Genomic DNA, 22,488 nt, shown 5'->3' with positions numbered 1-22,488 from the left:
CCCGGCGTAGAGGGCCAGAAAGAAAGCGGCCGGGCGACTCATCGTCGTCCGGCCGCGAGATAGCTTCGCTTCCCTACTCCGCCGGCGCGGCGTGCATCTCCGGATGCGCGGCATAGTGCTCGGTGGTGCCCAGCTTGCTTGCCGCGAACAGGCCGGCCGCCATCACCGCATAGGCGAACGCAACGGCGGGCGTGACGCCGAAGCCGCCGCCGATGCCGACGGCTTCGCCGTGCATGAAGCCGAAATAGGTGAGCACCGCACCGACCAGCGCAAAGGCCGAGGCCTTCTCGAAGTCGCGCTCGATGATGAAGACACCGATCGCGCCCAGGATGAGGCCGCCGAGGATGGAGCCGCCGCCCATCACCTCCAGCCCGTGATAGAACACGCCCTGCTGCGGTAGCGCGGCGATCGCCGCGGCCTTGACCGCATCGGCCTTGTCGGCGGCGAGCCCGCCGACCGAGGTCGCCGCCATCATGGTCGAGCCCAGCATGGTGTCGATCTGGAGCTTGGCCCAGGCGGCGAGATGCGGCGTCAGTGCCAGCACGATCGCGGGCGCATGCTTGACCGGCGTGGTCTGGAACGCCTGCGCACCGATGAGCATGCCGATGTAAAGCAGGATCGGCGAGATCGCGACGACAGGCACGAGCGCCAGCAGCACCGAGATGATGCCGAACCAGGCCAGCACGACCACCATGATGCCGGTCGCAGCCGAGTAGCCGATGCGGCCGCCCATCGCCTTCCAGCCGGGATGACCGATATAGACGGCGTTGATGAAGGGATTGCCCATCAGGCAGCCGATCAGGCTGACGACGCCGTCGGCGGTGAGAACGCGCGTGGTCGGATATTCGTCGCCGGCGGCCTCCGCGCTCTCGACATTGTCCATGGCCTCGACGAGGTCATAGATACCGAACGGAATGGCGGTGACGAGGATGATGCCGAGGAATTCGAAGCCGGAGAAGACGTAGCCCACCGGCGGGATCGGCACCGAGAAGCCGAAGTTGGCGAACGCGGCGCCGACGCCCGCGATGCTCAATCCGCCGAGGCCAAGACCGAAGAGGTTCGAGCCCCAGGCGATGATCATGCCGGCCGCGATGGCGACGAGACCCGCCGGGATGCCGCGCCAATATTTCACCCCGCCGAACCAGCTCACCAGGATGATGGCGAAGCAGACGAGACCGATCTGCGGCGTCATGTACATCTCGAGCGCAGGACGCATCGAGATGAAGGTGACGGAGACGCCGGCGAGCGTGCCGAGCAGCGCCGCGCGCGGCGTGATTCTTCGAATGAACGGCGCGATGAAGCCGCCGATCATGAGAATAAAACTCTGGAAGAACACCCAGACGAGGCCGGCCGACCAACCCTTGAGCGGATCGCCGGTCTTGATCGTGATCGGCAGCATGATCACGAAGGTGACGATGAACATGTGCGGCACGCTGACGCCCGAGGGCAGCGCGCAGACGTCGGTGCGGCCGGTCCTCTGCGCGAGGCGGTAGGCGAGGTAGGCGTAATAGAAGGTGGACAGGCACATCATCAGCCCGAGCGCAGGCAGGATGCGGCCGAACACCAGACTGTCCGGCATCTTCAAAACGAAGCGCAAGAGGCCCGTGAGAACCAGCATGTTGACGAGGATGTTGGTGCCGAAGCCGAAAAACGCGTTCCAGTCGCCCGATGTCCATAGTGCCGGCTTGAACCCGGACCTGTTCAGATCAGATTTGCCGGCCGTCCCCGTCATTGTGCTCATGGTGATGCCCCTAAGCTGATGTGGAAATCTTCATCGCCTCCAGTACTGCGGCTGAGTCAGCGACCCAGCCGAAGATGCCGCCCTGGGCCTTGATCATCTTCAGGCCCATCTCGTGAAACTCGGGAAAGTAGGATGCGCAGCCGTCCGAGATCACGACGCAGCGATAGCCGCGGTCATTGGCCTCGCGCACCGTGGTGTTGACGCACACTTCGGTGGTGACGCCGCACACCAGCAGATTTTCGATGCCGTATTTCTCCAGCACGTCGGTGAGCTCGGTGGCGTAGAACGCGCCCTTGCCCGGCTTGTCGATCACGACTTCGCTGTCGAGCGGATAGAGCTCGGGGATGATGTCATGGCCGGCCTCGCCGCGAATGAGAATGCGCCCCATCGGGCCGGGATCGCCGATGCGAAGGCTCGGCGCGCCGCGCTCGACTTTCGCCGGCGGCGCGTCGGAGAGGTCGGGCAGATGGCCCTCGCGCGTGTGGATCACCAGCATGCCGGTGTCGCGCGCCGCCCTCAGCACCGCGCCGATCGGCTTCACCGCACGCGCAAGCTGGCTGACGTCATTGCCGAGCGTTTCGCCGAAGCCGCCCGGCTCCATGAAATCGCGCTGCATGTCGATGATGAGAAGCGCGGTGGCGGGCCAGTCGAGCCTGATCGGCTCGGGCTCGGCGCTGATGACGCCCAGTGTCGGCTTGGTCGAGTTCAACATGACTCAAGGCCCCCGCGAGAACTCTCTTTGCCGGCAGTTCTGCAAACGCCGTGCCATTGTGTACAATTGCGGTGGGACACAGGCCGCGAGAGAATTTGCTGCGCACTCAGAAGGTTACGTCAGCAGCCGACGGCTGCTTATTCCCTGTGCGACGGCTTTGCGACGTGCATTTGCTTAAAGGATGGGCGGGGAAGCGGCGTCATTCCGGGGCGCGACGAAGTCGCGAGCCCGGAATCCATCGGGCCGCAATACCCGAGGCGAAATGGATTCCGGGCTCGACGCTCCGCGTCGCCCCGGAATGACAAGGAGCGTGTGTGGTGACGCCCTGCCTCTACCGCCCCGCCCCATACAGTCGCCGATACTCTTCCTCATACGGCCCATACGAGTCCTTCAGCGTCGCCATGTTGAGCAGCATGGTGGCCACCATCGTGCCCGTCTTGTCGAACACGCGCGTCCTAGCCCAGGCGCTTTCGGTGCGTCGGCTGCCGGACAGCGCGACCACCTCGCGCTCGACTTCGTACCCTTCGTCGACGAAGAGCGGGCCCTTCACCAGCCTGATCTCCTGGTCGGCGAACAGGCCGACCGCCGGGCCCTTGGCCGGCAACGGATCGTCCTTGGAGCGGTACTGGAACAGCACGCTCAGCATCTCCATCGGGATGATCGGCTTGCGCCACGGATTGTCCGTTCCCGAATAGTAAGGAGAGTTCTCGGTGATGACGGCGAGCTTCTGCCTGAGAGAGAACGGATAGAGGTCGCCCATGGTCTGGTCGAACGCCATCCGCACCGGCTGGCGCTTGCTGGTCTGCGCGACCGTCACCTCGCGCAGGATCACGGGATCGGCGAGCGGCTTGAGCTCGGTGAGGCGGGTCTCCAGCGCGGTCGCCGCGTGCGGTTCGCCGACCGAGGCCGTGCCGCGCAGCACTTCGGTGCCGTCGCGCTTGACCATCTGGATCTGGCACTGGCTCGCGCCCGGCAATGGATTCGACAGAATCGCCTGCACCTCCTCGCCCTCGTAGCAGACGCTGCGGTAATGCGCGGACAGGCAGCCGCTCTCGAACCACGCTTGTCCCCACAACCGCGCGCCAAGCGGGGCGAACTGGCTGAAATGCGTCGGTCCTTCGATGGTGCCGCCCTTGAAGCCGAGCTTCTGCGCGGTGGCATCGTCATGGATCGAGGCGTGCGCATCGTAGACCTGCGCGTGAAGCATCTGGCGCGGCCGGCGCCACGGCCCGATCAAGGCCTTGGCCGTTTCGGTGATCTCGGTGTCGAATGCGTCTGCGGTCATGATGTTCTCCACAACAAGCCATGACTAGCAGGAGCGCCACGGATGCGGCCAGCGATATTGACTTCGCCGGCCCATGCTCTTGACTGCGATCTCCCGCTTCGCTCAGCCGCAAGCCTCCCGCGGCGCAAAATCCCCCGCCCGACCAGGATAACAAGGACTTCCGAAATGACGCTGATGCAGGTCGAGCTGGACGACAAATACCGGCTCGAATCGAAGCGGATCTTCCTGTCCGGCACGCAGGCCCTGGTTCGATTGCCCATGCTGCAGCGCGAACGCGACCGGCTTCAGGGCCTCAACACCGGCGGCTTCATCTCCGGCTACCGCGGTTCCCCGCTCGGCATGTACGACCACGCGCTGTGGCGGGCGAAGTCTTTCCTCCAGCAGCACGACATCGCCTTCGTGCCCGGCCTGAACGAGGACCTGGCTGCGACCGCGGTCTGGGGCAGCCAGCAGGTCGGGCTGTTTCCCGGCGCCAAGGTCGATGGCGTGTTCGGCATCTGGTACGGCAAGGGCCCCGGCGTCGACCGCTCGGTTGACGCGCTCAAGCACGCCAATGCGGCCGGCACCTCGCTCAATGGCGGCGTGCTGGCGCTGGCCGGCGACGACCATGGCTGCCAGTCCTCGACGCTCGCGCATCAGAGCGAGCAGGTGTTCGCGGCGGCGCTGATCCCCGTGATCAATCCGGCGACGCTGCAGGACTATCTCGATCTCGGTCTCTACGGTTTTGCGCTGTCGCGTTTCTCCGGCTGCTGGGTCGGCTTCAAGGCGATCAGCGAGACCGTCGAAAGCTCGGCGTCGATTGACAGCGACCCTGAACGTATCCAGATCAAGCTGCCCCATGATTTCGAGATGCCGCCCGGCGGCCTCAACATCCGCTGGCCCGATCCGCCGCTGGACGCCGAGAGGCGCCTGTTCGGCCCGAAGATGGCCGCCGTGCAGGCTTTTGCCCGCGCCAACCAGCTCGACCGCATCGTGCTCGATTCAAAGCCGGCCCGGCTCGGCATTGTCGCAACCGGCAAGGCCTATCTCGATCTGCGCCAAGCGCTCGCCGACTTAGGGATTACCGACAAGGACGCGCAGGATCTCGGCCTTCGCATCTACAAGGTCGCGCTGACCTGGCCGCTCGAGGAGAGCGGCGCCAGGCGTTTCGCCGAAGGACTTCAGGACGTCCTGGTGGTCGAGGAGAAGCGTGGCTTCATCGAAGACCAGCTGATGCGCATCCTCTACAACATCGACGCGTCGAGGCGCCCGACCGTCACGGGCAAGCGCGACGAGCGCGGCGCGCCGCTGCTGCCGAGCGAGGGCGAGCTGACGCCGACCATCGTGGCTGGCGCGCTGGTGGCGCGGCTGCGCAAGCTCGGCCATCACAGCCCGGTGCTCGAGCAGCGCCTAGCGCGGCTCGAGGCCTTCGACAATCCCGTCACCACCAGCGCGCCGATCAAGCTCGCGCGCACGCCGTTCTTCTGCTCGGGCTGCCCGCACAATTCCTCGACGCGCGTGCCGGAGGGCAGCCGCGCCATGGCCGGCATCGGCTGCCACGGCATGGCCCTGAGCATGCCGACCCGCCGTACCGATTTGATCTCGCACATGGGCGCCGAGGGCGTGAACTGGATCGGCCAGTCGCCCTTCACCACCGAGCAGCACATCTTCCAGAACCTCGGCGACGGCACCTACACCCATTCCGGGCTTCTCGCCCTTCGCGCCGCCTCCGCCGCCGGCATCAACATCACCTACAAGATCCTCTACAACGACGCCGTCGCGATGACCGGCGGTCAGCCCGCCGAGGGCGCCTTCAACGTCGCGCAGATCGCGCATCAGGTCTGGGCCGAAGGCGTCAAGCGGCTGGCGATCGTCTCGGATGATCCGGGCAAATACCCCGAAGGCAACTACTTCCCGCAAGGCGCGACCATCCATCACCGCCGCGAGCTTGATGCCGTGCAGCGCGAATTGCGCGACATCAAGGGCCTCACGGTCGTCATCTACGACCAGACCTGCGCGGCCGAAAAGCGCCGCCGCCGCAAGCGCGGGCTCTATCCCGATCCCGCCAAGCGCGCCTTCATCAACGAGCTCGTCTGCGAAGGCTGCGGCGACTGCTCGCAAGCTTCCAATTGCGTCTCGGTACAGCCGCTGGAGACCGAGTTCGGCCGCAAGCGCCAGATCGACCAGTCGAACTGCAACAAGGACTTTTCCTGCGTCGAAGGCTTTTGCCCGAGCTTCGTCACGGTGCATGGCGGCACGCTCAAGCGCATCAAGACGTCGTCGGTGGACTCCGGCCAGCTGTTCGCCGATCTGCCGCTGCCGCCGGCGCGTGAGCTGGACGGCCCCTACAACATCCTCGTCACCGGCATCGGCGGCACCGGCGTCATCACCATCGGCGCGCTGCTCGGCATGGCCGCCCATGTCGACGGCCGCGGCTGCTCGGCGCTGGACTTCACCGGCCTGTCGCAGAAGAACGGCGCGGTGATGAGCCATGTCCGCATCGCGCCGAAGCCTGAGGATATCTCCGCCGTCCGCATCACCACCGGCGGCGCCGACGTCATCCTCGGCTGCGACATGATCGTCTCGGCAGGTCCCTCCGCGCTCAGCCGCGCCGAACGCGGGGTGACGAAGGCCTATATCAATGCCGATCTGCAGCCGACCGCGAGCTTCGTGCAAAACCCCGATCTCGATTTCGAGATGGGCACGATGCAGACCGTGTTGCGCGACGCCGTCGGCGACAAGAATCTCGACATCATCGACGCGACAGGCATTGCCGCAGCCTTGATGGGCGATTCCATCGCGACCAATCCCTTCATGCTCGGCTTCGCCTTCCAGAAGGGCGCGATTCCGCTGTCGCTGGAGGCCCTGCTCCGCGCCATCGAGATCAACGGCGCTGCAATCGAGATGAACAAGCTCGCCTTCACCTGGGGGCGCCTGGCCGCCCACGACATGTCGCGGGTGCGCAGCGTGCTCCAGTTCAAGAGCCGGGCGTCCGCGCCGACCAAATCGCTCGACGACATCATCGCAACGCGCGCGGAATTTTTGACCGGCTATCAGGACAAGGCGTATGCCGACCGCTACCTCGCAGCCGTCGCCAAGGTGCGCAAGGCGGAGAGCGCGGCCTCGCCCGCGTCCACGGAGCTGACCGAGGCCGTGGCCAAGAATCTGTTCAAGCTGATGTCCTACAAGGACGAGTACGAGGTCGCGCGGCTCTACACCGACGGCAGCTTTGCCAAGAAGGTCTCGGAGAAGTTCGACGGCGACTTTTCGCTGAAGTTCTACCTCGCCCCGCCGATCTTCGCGCAGCGCGACAAGACGACCGGGCATCTCCGGAAGAAGGAGTTCGGCGGCTGGATGATCCACACCTTCCGCGTGCTGGCCAAGCTGAAATTCCTGCGCGGTGGCGCGTTCGATCCGTTCGGCCGCACTGAGGAGCGCCGGACCGAGCGGAAGCTGATCGAGAATTATCTGACGATGATCGATCAGCGGATCGTTGGGCTGAAAGCGGCGCAGATCCCGCTGCTGGCAAGGCTTGCTCGCGTGCCCGAGACGATCCGCGGCTTCGGCCACGTCAAGGAAGGCAATATCAAGCAGGCGATGGCCGAGACGGCGCGGCTGGAAGCAGAGCTCGAGAACAGCCGGTTTGCAGCGGCGGCGGAGTAATGTTTCTCTCCCTCTCCCCGCAAGCGGGGAGAGGCGAAGAGGCCGCCGCCCAGATCACATCTGCTCTTTTGCCAACTCGCGCGTCACACCACCCTCCGCCAGATGCCGTCCCGCGATATACCCGAACGTCAGCGCCGGCCCGAGTGTGATCCCCGGGCCAGGGCAGTTGCCGTTCATGATCGAGCCCATGTCATTGCCGCAGGCGTAAAGGCCCGCAATCGGCGTGCCGTCGCCCCGCAGCACACGGGCCTGCGCATCGACCTTCATGCCGATCGCCGTGCCGAGATCGGCCGGATAGATCCGCAGCGCGAAGTACGGCGCGCGGAGGATCGGCGCGACGCAAGGGTTCGGCTTGTGGCTGATATCGCCGAGATGGCGCTGGTAAATCGTGGTGCCGCGGCCGAATTCGGGATCGCGTCCCTCCTTCGCGTCAATATTGTAGGCCGCGATCGTCGCTGTGAGCACAGACGGCTTGATGCCGATCTTCGCAGCGAGCTGCGTGATGTCGGGAGCTTCGACCAACTCGCCGCTCGCGACATAGCGCCGAAAGTTACGCGTGAACGGCTTGATGCGGCCGAGGCCATAGCTCCACAAAAACTGACGATCGCAGATCAGGTAGAACGGCCGATCGGGCTCGCCATGGCCGTCGCGCAGCATGGCGAGCACGAACTCATGGTAGGACAGCGCCTCGTTGACGAAGCGCCGGCCCGCGGCGTTGACGGCGATCACGCCGGGCTTGGCGCGATCGGTCACCGTGTGCGGGAAAACACCACGGCTGCCGTCAGCGCGGCGGAACAGCGAGGCCGGCACCCAATAGGCCGGGCTCGTCGCCTCGGTATTGAGCGCAGCACCGGCCGTCGCCGCGAGCCGAAGCCCGTCGCCTGTGCCTGATGGACTGGTCGCCGAGACAAATCCTGCCGCAGGCGGGAAGAACCGCTTACGCAAAGCGGCATCGTGCGAAAAGCCGCCGGTCGCAAGCACCACGCCGCGGCGCGCCGCGATCGCGCGGTCGCGGGAGCCGTGACGGATCACCACCCCGCTGACGCGATCGCCCTGCATCGACAAATCCTCGACATCCGCGCTGAAGAGGATCTCGCCCTGCCGCGCCAGCAGCGAGGCGTAGAGCCGCGCGGCGAGCGCGTTGCCGAGATGCAGCGTGGTGCCGCGCGGGCTGCGCAGCCGCTGCATCATGTATTCCGAGACCAGCCGCGCCGCGCGCAGGGTCGAACGCAGCGATTTTCCGATCCGGCGCAGGTGCGGAATGTCGAGCCGATTGACCATCATTCCGCCAAACAGCGTGAACTCCGGCAGCGGCGGCCGCAATCGCGCGAAAGCCCGGCCCAGCCGCGTGCCGTCGAAAGCCACGGGCTCGAGCGCGCGCCCGCCTGATGTCGCGCCCAGCCGTTCGGGATAATAGTCCGGACAGGTCTTCACCGGCAGGAACCGCACTTCCGTCTTGGCTTCGAGATAGGTGACGGCCTCAGGCCCGCGCGCGAGGAAGGCCGCGCGCAGGCCGGCATTGGCGGGCTCGGGGACCGTGCTCGACAGATACTGCACGGCATCGGCGACGCTGTCGGAAAGCCCCGCCGCCTTCATCTTGGGATTGGCAGGAATCCAGACCATGCCATCGGACCACGCGGTGGTGCCGCCGACGAACGCGGTCTTCTCGATCACCAGCACACTCAGGCCTTCGGCGGCGGCGACCGCCGCCGCCGTCATGCCGCCGGCACCGGCGCCGACGACGATGACGTCGTAAGTCTCATGCGCCGGCATCATGCGGCAATTTTCCGGAGGCGAGGCATGACATCGTCATACCTCGCCCGCGGGCTCGCAGCTAGCGGGCGGGCTTGCGCTCGATCGGGTCGATGTCTATCGCCCGCAGGCGGCCGAGCCGCAGCACGTCCATGGCGAGCCGCCGGCCGATCCGGTCGCGGTCGAGCACGCGGATCAGGTCGTCGACGCCGTTGATCTCGACGCCGTCGAGCCTGATCACGACATCGCCGGGCAACAGGCCCGCCTTCGCGGCCGGCCCGTCCGGCTCGATCTGCATCAGAAGCGCGCCCATCTTATTCTCGACGCCGGCCAGCACCGCATGCCGCCGCGGGACCGGCGCGGTCTGCCCGGCGACGCCGATATAGGCGCGGCGGACATAGCCGTGTCGGATGATCTCCGCCAGCACGAATTGGGCGGTGTTGCTGGCGACCGCAAAGCAGATGCCTTGCGCGCCATTGATGATAGCGGTGTTGATGCCGATCACCTCGGCATTCGACGACACCAGCGGCCCGCCGGAATTGCCGGGATTGAGCGCGGCATCGGTCTGGATGACGTCCTCGATCGTGCGGCCGCTGACCGAACGGATCGAGCGTCCCAGCGCCGAGACCACGCCCGCGGTCACGGTCGATTCGAATCCGAGCGGATTGCCGATCGCGATCACGAGCTGGCCGCGCCGCAGGGTCTTGGAGTTGCCGAGCGCGGCATAGGGCAAGTGGCGCACGCCGTTGGCGCGCAGCAGCGCAAGATCGGTGTCGGGATCGGCGCCGAGCACCTGGGCGTCGCCGACATGGCCTTCCACATCCCGCAGCCGGATCTCCTTGGAGGCGCCGACCACATGGCTGTTGGTGAGCACGAGCCCATCCGGCGAGATCACGATGCCCGAGCCGAGCCCGGCGCGCTCGCGGCCGTTCGGCACCTTGGGCCCGGTCTCGACGCGCACGACGGCAGGGCCGACGCGCTCGGTGACGTCGATCACGGCATTGGAATAGGCGTCCAGCAGGGCCCGGTCATCGACCGGCGCAGCCGCTGTCGTTCGCGATGACGCGGCGTCACCGGCGATATCTGAGGTAAAATCCAGCATGGCAAGAGTCCTTGAGGCTCACACAAATGGTGGCCTGTTCCCCCTCGCGCAAGTAGCCCGCCTGGGGCGCAAGGCTGGACTGCCGGGTATTGACTGCCCAGGTGGCTAGGGCGCCCGTCGCAGCGTGCCCGCCCTCGCCTTGACCGGGTCGAGCAGCGACCAGTCGCCATCCGGGAGCACATAGCCCTTCGGGAACGGCGCGCGCAGCTCCAGCCCGAGCGAGCGCAGCACGCGGTCGTCGCGGTAGTAGCATTGCAGCACCACGCGGACGAGAGTAGCCGCGCCGCCGGAGCTGCGGAACTGCTGCGCGACGCCATCGCGCGCGGCGGGTTCGAGGTCCGCCAGCGGCATGCCGGCGAGCCGCGCCAGATGATCGAGCGCAGCCGCGACCGGCCTCGTGTCGCGGCCGAGGCTCGCAAGAATGTCGGCCTGGATGATCTCGTCATCGGCACCGGGAACCCGGTATTCCTCGCTCGGTGGAATGATCATCGCGGCGATGGCGCGCAAATCCTGGCGCTGCCGCGGCGTGAGGGTGATCTGTTCGGTCATGAAAATCCTCAATCGAACAAATTGGCGAGGCGCTGCTTCATCTGGTCGGCGATGTAGAGCGCGAGGGCCTGGATGGTCGAGGTCGGGTTGACCCCGCCCGAGGTGACGAAGATGCTGCCGTCGACGATGAAGAGGTTCTTCACGTCGTGCGAGCGGCCCCACTCGTTGACGACGGAGCGTTCGGGATCGGTGCCCATCCGCGCCGTGCCGAGCAGATGCCAGCCGCCCCAGGGGATCGGCGAGTTGACGCAGATGTCGGTCGCACCGGCGGTCTCGAGCACCTCGCGGCCGCGCGACAGCGCGTGCTCCATCATCTTCCGGCTGTTCTCGCTGATCGTATAGTCGATCTTCGGCGCGGGAATGCCGTGGCTGTCCTTCAGGACAGGATCGAGCGTGACGCAATTGTGCTCTTCCGGCAGGTCCTCGCAGATCGCGGAGAAACCCAGCCGATGGCCGTTGAGCTTGCGGAACACACGGTGATGATCGGCGCCCCAGGGCAGGATGCCCTTCTGCTCGCTGACGACGGCCTCGAACACCGGCCCTGCCCCGCGCACGAACTGGACGCCGTAGCCGCGCACGAAGCCGCGCGACAGATCGGTGTCATACCACTCCTTGCTCCACAGGCAGGTCGGGGGCGCGCGGTTGCTATCGGTCGGCTCCTTCACATAGCCGTAGATCTGCGCATAGGGATGGAACATCAGGTTCTTGCCGACGAGGCCCGACGAATTGGCAAGCCCATTCGGAAAGCGCCCCGACGCGGAGTTCAAGAGCAGCCGCGGCGTGCCGACGCCGTTGCAGGCGATGATGACGACATGCGCCGGCTGGAACTGCTCGACGCCGTCCTTGTCGTAATAGACCACGCCCGAGGCCATGCCGTTCTCGTCGGTGGTGATCTCGCGCACCCGGCAATGGGTGCGCAGCTCGACGCCGGCGCGGACCGCATGCGGCCAATAGGTGATGTCGGTCGAGGATTTGGCGCCTTGCGCGCAGGCCGGCGTGCAATGGCCGAGATTGATGCAGCGAGCCCGGCCCTCATAATCCATGGTCGCGACCGTGGTGTCCGACGGCCACCAGTGCCAACCGAGCTTGTTCATGGCCTTGCCGATGATCGCACCGGACAATCCCATCGGCTGTTGCGGCATCGGCGGATGCGTCAGCGGCGAGAGCGGATCGCCCGACAGGCCGGATGTGCCCATCATCCGGTCGTTCTCCTCGAAGAACGGGGTCAGCGCGTCGTAGTCGATCGGCCAGTCGTCGGCGACGCCGTCGAGCGTTTTCACCTTGAAATCGGAAGGATGCAGCCGCGGCCAGTGCGCGGTGTACATCACCGTCGAGCCGCCGACCGCATTGTAGTTGACGACCTTGATCGGCGAATTGTCGTCGTTGATCGGATAGTCCTCGGGCCGGCCGCGGACGTTCGGGCTCGACGACCACTCGCCGTAGAACTTGGCTTCCCAGTCCCGGCCCGTGCTGGGATATTCCGCCGGGTTCATCCAGCCGCCCTGCTCCAGGCAGAGAATGTGCATCTTGGTCTCGGCCAGCGACCACGCCACCGCCGCGCCTGAAGCGCCGGCGCCGATGATCAGGACGTCCACGGGGTCTTTCATCGCGATCTTTTTCCTCCCCCTCGCCGCTTCCCGGGCGATTCGGCCTCCGCAGTCCGTGAGGCCGGCACGAACGATAGGGTCAGAGCGACGGCTGAGTAAAGCCGCGGGGCCGGAATGTCGCACTTCGCAGGGCGCAGACCATTGGTATCGCCACATCCGGATGCTAGGAACGAGGCGAAAGAGCAATCGATAGCGAGACCGTATGTCCTTCGAGAATTCATTTGCCGCCGCCCGCGCTTTCGCGCTTGTTTTGTTTCTTGCTCTGCCCGGATTTCTGGCCTCCTCAGCGCCTGCGTTCGCACTGACCGCGACGGCGACCGTCCGGGACGCCAATTCCATCCAGCTTGGCGACGTCACCTACCGGCTCGACGGCGTCGACGCGCCCGAGCTCGACCAGGTCTGCATCGACGATCACGCGGATCCCTGGACCTGTGGCATCGAGGCCCGCGACCAGCTGGCCAAGCTGATCGGCAAACGGGCGGTGCGCTGTGACGATGTCGGGCCGGAAAAGAGCTTTGGCAAACGCCACCGCGCCATCTGTACGGCCGAGGGCGACAAGGCCAGCCTGAACGAGCAACTGGTCAAGCTCGGCTTCGCCATCGCGCGCGAGCCGATCAAGGCCAACGTCAAGCCGGCGGCAGCCGAAGCCAAGACGGCTTCGGCCGGGATCTGGAAAGGCTGCTTTGTTGCACCGCAAGAATTCCGCAGCGGCAAGAAGGATGGCGCGCTGCTGGGCGCCGCCTGCCGCTCCGACCGCGACAAGGAGATCCGCGCCGTGCTGTTTCCGGACGAGCTGACGATGCCGCCGAGTTGCAGCGTCAAGGGCAAGCTCGCGGTGCGCGCCCGCGTCACCGGCAATATCGGCATCTACCATTTGCGGGGCTGCCCAAGCTATCCGGCGACGACCAAGCCGGACCGCTGGTTCTGCTCGGAGGACGACGCCCAGGCCGCCGGCTTCCGCAGGGCCTATAATTGCCGCCGGCCCAAGTGAACAAGCCGTTCACGCCGCCGTGAGCGGTAGCCGGAGACAGTATTGATCCGGAATTGAACTCCGTCGGGAGTTGCTTAGCTTATAAGCCTACGCAAGCGCTTGCGCGTGCGTTTCCTTGGCAGCAATCCGGTTCGGATTGCTTTGCTCGGGCGTTTCCTCCCTAGACTTGGGCCGCTTGTCACAAACAAGCGGCTCTTCTTTTTTGTGCCCCCTAATTCCGCATCCGCATGATCTGGTCCATAGGCGGCATGTTCCCGTTCAGGTGCGACATGATCCAGACCGTGCCGCCGACCACCAGGAAGACGACCAGCAGTCCGAAGGCCAGCGCCAGCACGTTGTTGGTGTTGTCAGGGCCCGTGGTGATGTGCAGGAAGAACACCAGGTGCACGCCCATCTGCGCGATCGCCAGCACGATCAGCGCGACCGGGATCGAAGGCTGCCAGACCAGATCGGTGCCGGCGATAAAGAACGACGTCGCCGTGAGCAACAGCGCCAGCACAAGACCGACGACGTAACCCAGGATCCGCTCACCGACACTATGCTGCTCTTCCTCGCCCGGCGCGAGATCGTGCCCGGTCGGAATATGGGTCTGATCGCTCATGCGGCCCCCCCAAGCAGGTAGACGACGGAGAACACCCCGACCCAGATGATATCAAGCGCGTGCCAGAACAGCGCAAAGCACATCATCCGCCGCAACACGTCGGCGCGAAAGCCTTTTGCAAAGACCTGGGCCATCATGGTCAGCAGCCAGAGCACGCCGGCCGAGACGTGCAGGCCATGGCAGCCGACCAGCGAGAAGAACGAGGTCAGGAAGGCGCTGCGCGAGGGGCCGTAGCCGCGCGCGACGAGATCGGCAAACTCGCGGAACTCGATGGTCAGGAAGATCAGGCCAAGCACGCAGGTCACGGCCATGCCGAGATAGAACCAGAACCGGTTGCGCACGTCGGCGGCGATGCTGGCCATGCCGCAGGTGAAGCTCGACAGCAGCAGGCAGACCGTCTCGATCGCGACGTTCCGCTGCTCGAAGATTTCCGAGCCCTTGGGGCCGTCGGCGGTCTGGCCAGACAACACCGCATAGGCCGCAAAGAAGCAGGAGAACATCACGATGTCGGAGAGCAGGAACACCCAGAAGCCGTAGGCGGTCACGATCCGCTTCGACGCCGGCCCGGGATGCTCGACCACGAGCCCGATATGATGGGGATCGGCATGCGCACGGCCGACGGTCGCGGTCATCGACATCAGACCACCCCCGCCATGCTGACGAGGCTGCGACGTTCCTCGAGATTGATGCGATCGATGCGGGCGACCTCGTCGGCCGGAATGACGTATTCGTCATGGTCGCGCCAGGCGAACACGACGAAGGTCGCGAACGCGCCGATGCCGCCCAGGATCACCATCCACCAGATGTGCCAGATCAGCGCAAAGCCCATGATGGTGGCGAAGAACGCGCAGATGAAGCCGGTCGGGGAATTCCGCGGCATTTCGATGTCGTGATATTCGGGCGCATCGTGCTCGAACGATTGCTGCCGGGCATGGGTCTTCATGTCCCAATAGGCATCCTCGCCGCGCACATCGGGACTGAAAGCGAAGTTGAAGACCGGCGGCGGCGAGGAGGTCGCCCATTCCAGCGAACGCCCGTCCCAGGGATCGCCGGTGCGGTCGCGCAGGGCCTCGCGATTCCTGATGCTGACGACGAGCTGCATGATCTGGCAGATCACACCGATCGTCAGCACGGCCATGCCGGCCGCCGCAACCAGCATCCAGGGCCGCCACGCCGCGACGTCGTAATGCTGCAACCGCCTGGTCATGCCGAGCATGCCGGCGATATAGAGCGGCATGAAGGTGACATAGAAACCGAGGAAGGTGAACCAGAACGCGAGCTTGCCCCAGCGCTCGTCGAGGCGGAAGCCGAACGCCTTCGGAAACCAGTATTCGAAGCCGGCGAACGCGCCGAACAGCACGCCTCCGATGATGACGTTGTGGAAGTGCGCCACCAGGAACATGCTGTTGTGGAGCATGAAGTCGGCCGGCGGCACCGCGACCAGCACGCCGGTCAGGCCGCCGATGATGAAGGTGACCATGAAGCCGACTGCCCACAGCATCGGGGTCGCGAAGCGAATACGGCCGCCATACATCGTGAACAGCCAGTTGTAGATCTTCACCCCCGTCGGCACCGCGATGATCATGCTGGCGATGCCGAAGATGGCGTTGACGTCGGGTCCCGCCCCCATCGTGAAGAAGTGGTGCAGCCAGACCATGAAGGAGATCACGCAGATCGCCATAGTGGCGAGCACCATCGAGCGATAGCCGAACAGCGCCTTGCCGGAGAAGGTCGACACCACCTCGGAGAAGATACCGAAGGCCGGCAGCACCAGGATGTAGACCTCCGGATGCCCCCAGGCCCAGATCAAATTCATGAACATCATGACATTGCCGCCGGCTTCGTTGGTGAAGAAGTGGAAGCCCAGGTAACGGTCGAGCAGCAGCATCGCGAGCGTGGCGGTGAGAATCGGAAACGCCGCGACGATCAGGAGATTGGAGGCCAGCGTGGTCCAGCAGAACATCGGCATGCGCAGATAGTTCATGCCCTTGGTACGCAGCTTCAGCACGGTGGTGACGAGATTGATGCCGGCGACCAGCGTGCCGACGCCGGAGATCTGGAGCGACCAGGCGTAGTAATCCACGCCGACGCCCGGCGAATAGGACAGCCCCGACAGCGGCGGGAAGGCGAGCCAGCCGGTACGGGCGAACTCGCCGATCACGAGCGAGAGATTGACCAGCAGCGCGCCGGTCGCGGTCAGCCAGAACCCGACCGAATTGAGCGTCGGAAATGCGACGTCGCGGACGCCGAGTTGGAGCGGCACGACGAGGTTCATCAGCCCGATCACGAACGGCATCGCCACGAAGAAGATCATGATGGTGCCGTGCGCCGAGAAGATCTGGTTGTAATGCTCCGGCGGCAGATAGCCCTGCGACTGGTAGGCCACGGCCTGCTGGATCCGCATCATGATCGCGTCGCTGCCGCCGCGCAGCAGCATGATCGAAGCCAGCAGGATGTACATGACGCCGATCCGCTTGTGGTCGACGCTGGTGATCCACTCGTGCCAGAGATACGGCAGATGCCCCTTCACCACGACCCAGACCAGCACCGCGAGGATCGCGACCAGCACCACCGCGCCCGCGATCAGCGGAATGGGTTGATCAAATGGAATGGCCGACCAATCGAGCTTACCGAGCATCGTGGCCTCCACTGTGCGGCCGGCCCGCATCGGATAGCAGTTCCGGACCAGGCCCCGGCGGAATGTGCTGGGTCGCGATCAGGTCGAACAGGCGGGGATCTTCCAGGCGATAGGTCGGCCTGCCCCTCTCGATGCCCTGCTGCATCAGCTTCTTGTAGCTCTCCTCGTTCAGCACGGCATCGGACTTCGCCGTGCTCGCGACCCAATCCGGAAAGGCGAGCGGCGAGATCACGTTGACGTCGAACATCATGTCGGGAAAGCCGTCGCCGGAGAAATGCGCCGACAGTCCCTGAAGCTTGCCCTCGTTGTCGGCGCGCAGGTTCAGCTTCGTCACCATGCCGTTCATGGTGTAGATCATGCTGCCGAGCTGCGGGATGAAGAACACGTTCATCACACTCGACGAGGTGAGCTGAAAATTCAGCTCGGCGCCGGCCGGCACCGTCAGCGTGTTGACGGTGGCGATGCGCTGGTCGGGATAGATGAACAGCCATTTCCAGTCGAGCGAGACGGCCTGAATGCGCACCGGACTGCCGGTGCCCGGCACGGGCGCCGCGGGATCGAGTCGATGCGAGCCGATCCAGGCCACGCCGCCGAGCAGGATCACGGTGAGCGCCGGGATCGCCCACACCACCATCTCGACGCGCCCGGAATAGACGAAGTCCGGCTGGAAGCGCGCTTTGGTATTGGACGCGCGAAACCAGAACGCAAACGCCAGGATCACGATGATGGTCGGCACCACGATCGTAAGCATGATGAAGACGGAATCGACCAGGATGGTGCTGTTGGCGGCAGCCACCGGCCCTTGTGGATCGAGCAGATTCATCGGCAAGCCACTGGCGATTGGGAAGCCCCGGGGGCAAGCCTAACGTGAAAAACGCCCCCGCCGCAAACGCAGTTGTGTGAAGATGGTTCCGCGCCGCGCCTGCTCAACCGCGGAGCGTCTCGCGCGGCGGCATGCAATTCCATGCGATGTCAATGACATCTACGCGGGACGGCCGGCCTTCTCACCTCCGCACTCCATTGCTAGTTTGCACGAAAATATCGGGATGAAACGGGATGCAGGGCCCTGAGGACGATGCCGGCCTCGCCGGCAAGGTGGCGCTCATCAGCGGCAGCGGCGCCGCGGGCGACGGCAACGGCCGCGCTGCAGCAATTGTGCTGGCCCACGCCGGCGCCAAGGTGCAGGTGATCGATGGCGGCGTGACGCTGCAGGCCCCCGAACGCGAGTCGCAAGAACACTGACGGAAGGAATTCTGAGGATGGCCCGCTTGCCCTATCTCGAGGCCGACCAGGTCGCGCCTGAATATCGCGACATGCTCAAGCGCAACACCAATCTGCACAAGCTGCTGGTCAACTCGCCGGAGATGGCGCGCGCCTTCAACGGCATCGGCGGCTACATCCGCTTCAAGAGCAAGCTCGACCCGCGCCTGCGGGAGCTTGCGATCCTCCAGGTCGGCTGGATGGAGAGATCGGAATACGAGTTCACCCATCACGTGAAGATCGGCAAGGAGTTCGGCGTTACCGACGAGGACATCGCAGGCCTGATGGCGGAGACCGAGGGCAAGCCCTCGAAGCTCGAGCCGCTGGCCAGGGCGGTCCTGAAAGGCGCCCGCGAGATGGTGCGCGAGCTCGCGATGTCGGACGCGACCTTTGCCGAGATCAAGCAGCACGTTTCCGACGAGCACATGGTCGATCTCGTCCTCACCATTGCCTTCTATTGCGGCGTCGTGCGCGTGCTCGCGACGATGAAGATCGACAACGAGCCCGCTTACAAAGAGGTACTCCAGCAGTACCCGATCCCCGGAGTGAACTGAGATGCGCTTGAAGGACAAGGTTGCGATCGTCGTCGGCGCCGGCCAGAGCCCCGGCGAAGGCATGGGCAATGGCCGCGCTACCGCGCTCACCTTCGCGCGCGAGGGTGCCAAGGTGCTGTGCGTCGACCACCACCTGGAGTCGGCGCAGGAGACCGTCGTCATGATCGCCGCCAACGGCGGCACCGCTGCAGCCTTCAAGGCCGACGTGACCAAGTCCGCCGATATCAAGGCGATGATCGAGGACGCGCAAACGCGCTGGGGCCGGATCGACGTGCTGCACAACAATGTCGGCGTCAGCCTGTCCGGCGGCGATGCCGAGCTGCTTCAACTCACCGAGGAAGCTTTCGACCGCGTCGTCGCCATCAATCTGAAGAGCTGCATCCTGGCGGCGAAAGAAGTCATCCCGATCATGCGCGCGCAACGAAGCGGCACCATCATCAACATCTCCTCGATGGCGGCGATCACGACGTATCCATATGTCGCCTACAAGGCGACAAAGTCAGCGATGATCGCCTTCACCGAACAGCTTGCCTACCAGAACGCCGAATACGGCATCCGCGCCAACGTCATCCTGCCCGGCCTGATGAACACGCCGATGGCGGTCGATACCCGAGCCCGCGAATGGCACAAGACCCGCGCCGAGGTCGAAGCCGAGCGCGACAGCAAGGTGCCGCTGCGCAGGAAGATGGGCACGGGATGGGACGTCGCGAACGCCGCGCTGTTTTTGGCGTCGGACGAGGCGAATTTCATTACGGGTGTGACGCTGCCGGTGGATGGAGGGGCGAGCGTGAGAAGAGGATAGCACTCAACTCCGGACGTTCATGACGATAAGTAGGTGAGGAAGCGCGGCGCCAATAGTTTGCTTCCGATCAGGACGAGAGCATCGACAACTACGACCGTCACCTTAATATCCAACCCCTTAGTCGACGCGGCGACCAAAAATGAAAAAGCCACAAGATAGAAAATGGTAGTCAGCATCAAAATAAGTCCGAGAAATCCTTGATCGATCCCGTACTCGGTATCTCCCTTGAAAACAAAAAGGACAATGATGCCGATGGTGACCAGGAAAGCGACGCCTAGTCCGATACTAAACCACTGCCAAGCCGCCGTAACCAACGGCTCAGTTGTCCCCAGTCCTTCCATTTTGCTCTCCCCCCAAAGAACGCTCTACCTTGGCTAGTATCAACGGTTGTTGCAAGTAGTTTCGGCGGCTTTCACCCGTTGTTAAGGGGTGTCGACAAGATAGCGACGCCATCTCCAAAATTATGGGTGGCTTACCCGCCAGATCGTGCCATTGCCATCTTCCGAGATCAGCAGCGCCCCATCCTTCGCCACCGCCACGCCCACCGGCCGTCCCCACACCTCCGTGTCGCTCAGCACAAACCCCGTGACGAAGTCCTCGTACTCGCCCGTCGGCTTGCCGTCCTTCATCCGGATGCGGATCACCTTGTAGCCGGTGCGCTTGGAGCGGTTCCAGGAGCCGTGCTCGGCGGCGAAGGCATCGCCCTGGTAGTCGGACGGAAACTGCGTGCCTTCATAGAAGGTCATACCGAGCGAGGCCGAATGCGGCTGTATCAGCACGTCGGGGATCGTCACCCTGTCCTTGAGGTCCGGTCGCGCACCGGCATGACGCGGGTCTTCGTTGCCGCCGATATAGAACCACGGCCAGCCGTAGAAGGCGCCCTCCTTCACACTGGTCACGTAGTCGGGCACGAGGTCATCACCGAGGCCATCGCGTTCGTTGGTCGAGCACCACGGCAGGCCGGTCTGCGACTGGATCGCGAGGCCGACGCAATTGCGGATGCCGGTGGCGTAGATCTTCCGCTCCTTGCCGTCGGGAGTGAACGCCAGCACGGTGGCGCGTTCGGTCTCGCTGGCCCAGGCCGCGCCGAGCGGCTGCGTTTTCGACCACGCATCCATCCCGCCCGGCGGCGTGCCCATGCCCTCGGCGACATTGCTGAGCGAGCCGACCGAGACCAGCATGCGCTTGTTGTCGGGCGTGAAGACGATGTCGCGGGTCGAATGGCCGCCGTCATGCGGCAGGCTCGCAACGATCTTCTCCGCCTTGCTGCGCGCCTTGAGGTCACCGGCCTGATAGGGAAAGCGGACGACGCTGTCAGTGTTGGCGACATAGACCCATTGCGGATTGTCGCCGTTCGGAAAGAAGGCAACGCCGAATGGCTGCCGCAGACCGCTGGCAAAGACTTCGTTGGCCGCGACCTTGCCGCCCTCTCCTGCACGAAGCACGCGGATGGTGCCCGCCCGCGTCTCCGCGACGAAGACATCGCCGTTCGGCGCGACGCGTACGATGCGCGGCGCGCGCAAGCCTTCGGCGAACAGCTCGATCTTGAAACCCGGAGGCACCTGCGGCGAGGCATCCGACGGCCGCGGCACCACGCGCGCGAAGCTCGCAACCGACCGCGTGGCACCAGGCTTGACCAGATCCTGCGGCCGGATCAACCTGACGGTGCCGGGCCTGTCGGACTGCCAGTCGCCATAGGCGTCCCTGCCCTGCATTACCGGCTCGGCCTGCGCAGATGTCGCGGCCGCGACCAGCAATCCCGCGGCCATCGCTGCGGACCATATCCTGTTTTTCACGTCGTCTTCCTCCCGGCGCGCATGTCTCAAGCGTCAACGCCGATCGATCCGGCGGGAAAAACGCCTGCCGCATCCCACATCAGCTCATGCCCGCACGATGTGCATCAGCCACGACCCATCGTACTGGAAAACATCACGGATAGGTGCAACACATTGCAAGGGAGCGGCCGCCGGTTGCGGCCATGAAAGCTGCGGCGTCCATGTCGCACCTGATGGGGTGATCATGTGGGGATCCATCATATCGGAATGGGCGAGCCTGCTGCTCCGCTGGCTGCACGTGGTGGCGGCGATCGCCTGGATCGGCAGTTCCTTCTATTTCATCGCCCTCGACCTCAGCCTCAAGCCCAAGAGCGATCTGCCCGGCGATCTGCCTGATGGCGTGCAGGGCGAAGCCTGGCAGGTCCATGGCGGCGGCTTCTACCGGATCATGAAATACCTGGTCGCGCCCACCCAGATGCCGGACGATCTGACCTGGTTCAAATGGGAGGCCTACACCACGTGGCTGTCCGGCTTCGCGCTGATGGTGGTGGTGTATTATCTCGAGGCCGACCTGTTCCTGGTCGACAAGTCGATCCTCGACCTCACGCCATTCCAGGCCGGGCTGTTCAGCTTCTTCAGCCTGGCTCTGGCATGGGCGCTCTACGAGGCTGCCTGCCGCAGCGGACTGGCGCAGCGCGAGCTGCCGTTCGCCATCGGCGGCTATCTGTTCCTGGTCGCGCTGACCTACGCCTTCACCCATGTGCTGAGCGGTCGCGGCGCGTTCAACCAGATCGCGGCGATCATCGGCACCATCATGGTCGCCAACGTCTTCACGCTGATCATCCCGAACCAGAAGAAGATCGTCGCAGCGCTGATCGCGGGACAGGCGCCGGATCCGAAGCTCGGCAAGACCAGCAAGGAGCGCTCGGTCCACAACAACTATCTGACCCTGCCGGTGGTCGTGCTGATGATCAGCAACCACTATCCCCTGCTCTACGCCACGCGCTTCAACTGGATCATCGTCGCGATCATCCTGGCGCTCGGGCCGGTGATCCGCCACTTCTTCAACGAGCGCCATGCCGGGCGCCAATCGCCGTGGTGGGTGTGGGGCGTGGCCGCCGTGGGCGTGATCGCGATCCTCTTCCTGTCCGCCGCCGGCCCGCGCGAGGTGAAGACCGGCGCGCTGTCGACGCCGGTCACGGTCGCCAATGTCGAGGAGATCGTGATGTCCCGCTGCAGCATGTGCCATGCGGCCGAGCCGGTCTGGGCCGGCATCGTCACTGCGCCGAAGGGCATCCTGCTCGACGCGCCCGAGCACATCCATCGCAACATCCGCCTGATCGGACGCGTCGCGGCCTGGTCCACCGCGATGCCGCCCGGCAACATCACCGAAATGACCAGCGAGGAGCGTGCCATCCTCGCCGCCTATATCGAGCAGGCGCGCTGACGCCATCACGCGTCGATATCGCGTTTGGCG

19 protein-coding genes are annotated in these 22,488 nt (G+C 64.8%); 6 read left to right on the top strand and 13 right to left on the bottom strand.

Going from position 1 to position 22,488, the window contains the following annotated elements:
* Nucleotides 1–73: 73 nt before the first annotated feature.
* From BJA_RS13510 to BJA_RS13500, 3 genes are all read right to left on the bottom strand, one after another.
* A complete protein-coding gene (locus tag BJA_RS13510) occupies nt 74–1,741 on the bottom strand; it encodes a hypothetical protein (RefSeq protein WP_011085511.1) in 1,668 nt (555 codons plus the stop codon).
* Between the two features lie 10 nt (nt 1,742–1,751).
* Entirely contained in the window at nt 1,752–2,453 is a 702-nt protein-coding gene (locus tag BJA_RS13505; protein WP_011085510.1) for a cysteine hydrolase family protein, read from the bottom strand.
* A gap of 331 nt (nt 2,454–2,784) precedes the next feature.
* The gene (locus BJA_RS13500; RefSeq protein WP_038965847.1) at nt 2,785–3,738 is read right to left on the bottom strand and encodes a hypothetical protein; all 954 of its coding nucleotides are present in this window, start codon (nt 3,736–3,738) and stop codon (nt 2,785–2,787) included.
* Between the two features lie 147 nt (nt 3,739–3,885).
* On the opposite strand from BJA_RS13500, the gene BJA_RS13495 reads away from it, so the two are divergent.
* Entirely contained in the window at nt 3,886–7,380 is a 3,495-nt protein-coding gene (locus BJA_RS13495) for an indolepyruvate ferredoxin oxidoreductase family protein (RefSeq protein WP_370163677.1), read from the top strand.
* Nucleotides 7,381–7,434: 54 nt separating this feature from the next.
* Here BJA_RS13495 and BJA_RS13490 read toward each other — a convergent pair whose 3' ends face one another.
* From BJA_RS13490 to BJA_RS13475, 4 genes are all read right to left on the bottom strand, one after another.
* On the bottom strand, nt 7,435–9,156 hold the full coding sequence (locus tag BJA_RS13490; protein WP_011085507.1) for an FAD-dependent oxidoreductase: 1,722 nt from the start codon (nt 9,154–9,156) through the stop codon (nt 7,435–7,437).
* Nucleotides 9,157–9,214: 58 nt separating this feature from the next.
* Nucleotides 9,215–10,234, bottom strand: a complete 1,020-nt coding sequence (locus BJA_RS13485) for a S1C family serine protease (protein WP_011085506.1) — start codon at nt 10,232–10,234, stop codon at nt 9,215–9,217.
* 105 nt (nt 10,235–10,339) lie between these two features.
* Nucleotides 10,340–10,783 (bottom strand): hypothetical protein, encoded by a 444-nt coding sequence (locus BJA_RS13480; RefSeq protein ID WP_011085505.1) that lies wholly within the window; start codon nt 10,781–10,783, stop codon nt 10,340–10,342.
* An 8-nt stretch (nt 10,784–10,791) separates the two neighbouring features.
* Nucleotides 10,792–12,390: a GMC family oxidoreductase gene (locus tag BJA_RS13475; protein ID WP_063921426.1), complete on the bottom strand. Its 1,599-nt coding sequence runs from the start codon at nt 12,388–12,390 to the stop codon at nt 10,792–10,794.
* Nucleotides 12,391–12,592: 202 nt separating this feature from the next.
* On the opposite strand from BJA_RS13475, the gene BJA_RS13470 reads away from it, so the two are divergent.
* Nucleotides 12,593–13,381, top strand: coding sequence for a thermonuclease family protein (locus BJA_RS13470; protein ID WP_011085503.1), 789 nt, complete (start codon nt 12,593–12,595; stop codon nt 13,379–13,381).
* A 211-nt stretch (nt 13,382–13,592) separates the two neighbouring features.
* On the opposite strand, the gene cyoD is transcribed toward BJA_RS13470, so the two are convergent.
* Genes cyoD through BJA_RS13450 form a run of 4 tightly spaced genes read right to left on the bottom strand, consistent with a single transcriptional unit; the run spans nt 13,593 to nt 17,443 of the window.
* Nucleotides 13,593–13,982 carry a cytochrome o ubiquinol oxidase subunit IV gene (cyoD, locus tag BJA_RS13465; protein ID WP_011085502.1) on the bottom strand — a complete coding sequence of 130 codons (390 nt, stop codon included), beginning with the start codon at nt 13,980–13,982 and terminating at the stop codon, nt 13,593–13,595.
* Entirely contained in the window at nt 13,979–14,620 is a 642-nt protein-coding gene (locus tag BJA_RS13460) for a cytochrome (ubi)quinol oxidase subunit III (RefSeq protein WP_011085501.1), read from the bottom strand. The genes cyoD and BJA_RS13460 overlap by 4 nt, the downstream gene beginning before the upstream one ends.
* Nucleotides 14,620–16,620, bottom strand: coding sequence for a cytochrome o ubiquinol oxidase subunit I (gene cyoB / locus BJA_RS13455; RefSeq protein WP_011085500.1), 2,001 nt, complete (start codon nt 16,618–16,620; stop codon nt 14,620–14,622). Before cyoB ends, BJA_RS13460 begins: the two co-directional genes overlap by 1 nt.
* Nucleotides 16,610–17,443 (bottom strand): ubiquinol oxidase polypeptide II, encoded by an 834-nt coding sequence (locus BJA_RS13450; RefSeq protein ID WP_011085499.1) that lies wholly within the window; start codon nt 17,441–17,443, stop codon nt 16,610–16,612. Before BJA_RS13450 ends, cyoB begins: the two co-directional genes overlap by 11 nt.
* Nucleotides 17,444–17,676: 233 nt before the next feature.
* Between BJA_RS13450 and BJA_RS13445 the strand changes: the two genes are divergently transcribed.
* From BJA_RS13445 to BJA_RS13435, 3 genes are read left to right on the top strand one after another with little or no spacing between them, the layout of a single operon-like run.
* Nucleotides 17,677–17,862 carry a hypothetical protein gene (locus BJA_RS13445; RefSeq protein WP_038965851.1) on the top strand — a complete coding sequence of 62 codons (186 nt, stop codon included), beginning with the start codon at nt 17,677–17,679 and terminating at the stop codon, nt 17,860–17,862.
* A 17-nt stretch (nt 17,863–17,879) separates the two neighbouring features.
* On the top strand, nt 17,880–18,434 hold the full coding sequence (locus BJA_RS13440; protein WP_011085497.1) for a carboxymuconolactone decarboxylase family protein: 555 nt from the start codon (nt 17,880–17,882) through the stop codon (nt 18,432–18,434).
* A 1-nt stretch (nt 18,435) separates the two neighbouring features.
* The gene (locus BJA_RS13435) at nt 18,436–19,236 is read left to right on the top strand and encodes an SDR family NAD(P)-dependent oxidoreductase (protein ID WP_011085496.1); all 801 of its coding nucleotides are present in this window, start codon (nt 18,436–18,438) and stop codon (nt 19,234–19,236) included.
* Nucleotides 19,237–19,253: 17 nt separating this feature from the next.
* Here the strand turns inward: BJA_RS13435 and BJA_RS13430 are convergent, their stop codons facing one another.
* Both BJA_RS13430 and BJA_RS13425 read right to left on the bottom strand, forming a co-directional pair.
* Nucleotides 19,254–19,577, bottom strand: coding sequence for a hypothetical protein (locus BJA_RS13430; RefSeq protein ID WP_011085495.1), 324 nt, complete (start codon nt 19,575–19,577; stop codon nt 19,254–19,256).
* Between the two features lie 120 nt (nt 19,578–19,697).
* Entirely contained in the window at nt 19,698–21,032 is a 1,335-nt protein-coding gene (locus BJA_RS13425; RefSeq protein ID WP_011085494.1) for a PQQ-dependent sugar dehydrogenase, read from the bottom strand.
* Between the two features lie 223 nt (nt 21,033–21,255).
* Between BJA_RS13425 and BJA_RS13420 the strand changes: the two genes are divergently transcribed.
* Nucleotides 21,256–22,458, top strand: a complete 1,203-nt coding sequence (locus BJA_RS13420) for a urate hydroxylase PuuD (protein WP_063921425.1) — start codon at nt 21,256–21,258, stop codon at nt 22,456–22,458.
* The last annotated feature ends 30 nt before the right edge of the window (nt 22,459–22,488 follow it).

The sequence above is a fragment of the Bradyrhizobium diazoefficiens USDA 110 genome (assembly GCF_000011365.1).
In the GTDB taxonomy this organism is placed as follows: Bacteria; Pseudomonadota; Alphaproteobacteria; order Rhizobiales; family Xanthobacteraceae; genus Bradyrhizobium; species Bradyrhizobium diazoefficiens.
Note: the sequence above shows the minus strand (reverse complement) of the source record. Positions and strands in the feature narration are given on the sequence as shown.

What these genes read in the sequence shown, in the direction of transcription:
- BJA_RS13505 (WP_011085510.1), bottom strand. Translation starts at nt 2,453, where the DNA reads ATGTTGAACTCGACCAAGCCGACACTGGGCGTCATCAGCGCCGAGCCC.
- BJA_RS13470 (WP_011085503.1), top strand. Translation starts at nt 12,593, where the DNA reads ATGTCCTTCGAGAATTCATTTGCCGCCGCCCGCGCTTTCGCGCTTGTT.
- cyoD (WP_011085502.1), bottom strand. Translation starts at nt 13,982, where the DNA reads ATGAGCGATCAGACCCATATTCCGACCGGGCACGATCTCGCGCCGGGC.
- BJA_RS13480 (WP_011085505.1), bottom strand. Translation starts at nt 10,783, where the DNA reads ATGACCGAACAGATCACCCTCACGCCGCGGCAGCGCCAGGATTTGCGC.
- BJA_RS13460 (WP_011085501.1), bottom strand. Translation starts at nt 14,620, where the DNA reads ATGTCGATGACCGCGACCGTCGGCCGTGCGCATGCCGATCCCCATCAT.
- BJA_RS13510 (WP_011085511.1), bottom strand. Translation starts at nt 1,741, where the DNA reads ATGAGCACAATGACGGGGACGGCCGGCAAATCTGATCTGAACAGGTCC.
- BJA_RS13435 (WP_011085496.1), top strand. Translation starts at nt 18,436, where the DNA reads ATGCGCTTGAAGGACAAGGTTGCGATCGTCGTCGGCGCCGGCCAGAGC.
- BJA_RS13420 (WP_063921425.1), top strand. Translation starts at nt 21,256, where the DNA reads ATGTGGGGATCCATCATATCGGAATGGGCGAGCCTGCTGCTCCGCTGG.
- BJA_RS13475 (WP_063921426.1), bottom strand. Translation starts at nt 12,390, where the DNA reads ATGAAAGACCCCGTGGACGTCCTGATCATCGGCGCCGGCGCTTCAGGC.
- BJA_RS13485 (WP_011085506.1), bottom strand. Translation starts at nt 10,234, where the DNA reads ATGCTGGATTTTACCTCAGATATCGCCGGTGACGCCGCGTCATCGCGA.
- BJA_RS13500 (WP_038965847.1), bottom strand. Translation starts at nt 3,738, where the DNA reads ATGACCGCAGACGCATTCGACACCGAGATCACCGAAACGGCCAAGGCC.
- BJA_RS13450 (WP_011085499.1), bottom strand. Translation starts at nt 17,443, where the DNA reads ATGAATCTGCTCGATCCACAAGGGCCGGTGGCTGCCGCCAACAGCACC.
- cyoB (WP_011085500.1), bottom strand. Translation starts at nt 16,620, where the DNA reads ATGCTCGGTAAGCTCGATTGGTCGGCCATTCCATTTGATCAACCCATT.
- BJA_RS13430 (WP_011085495.1), bottom strand. Translation starts at nt 19,577, where the DNA reads ATGGAAGGACTGGGGACAACTGAGCCGTTGGTTACGGCGGCTTGGCAG.
- BJA_RS13445 (WP_038965851.1), top strand. Translation starts at nt 17,677, where the DNA reads ATGCAGGGCCCTGAGGACGATGCCGGCCTCGCCGGCAAGGTGGCGCTC.
- BJA_RS13440 (WP_011085497.1), top strand. Translation starts at nt 17,880, where the DNA reads ATGGCCCGCTTGCCCTATCTCGAGGCCGACCAGGTCGCGCCTGAATAT.
- BJA_RS13490 (WP_011085507.1), bottom strand. Translation starts at nt 9,156, where the DNA reads ATGATGCCGGCGCATGAGACTTACGACGTCATCGTCGTCGGCGCCGGT.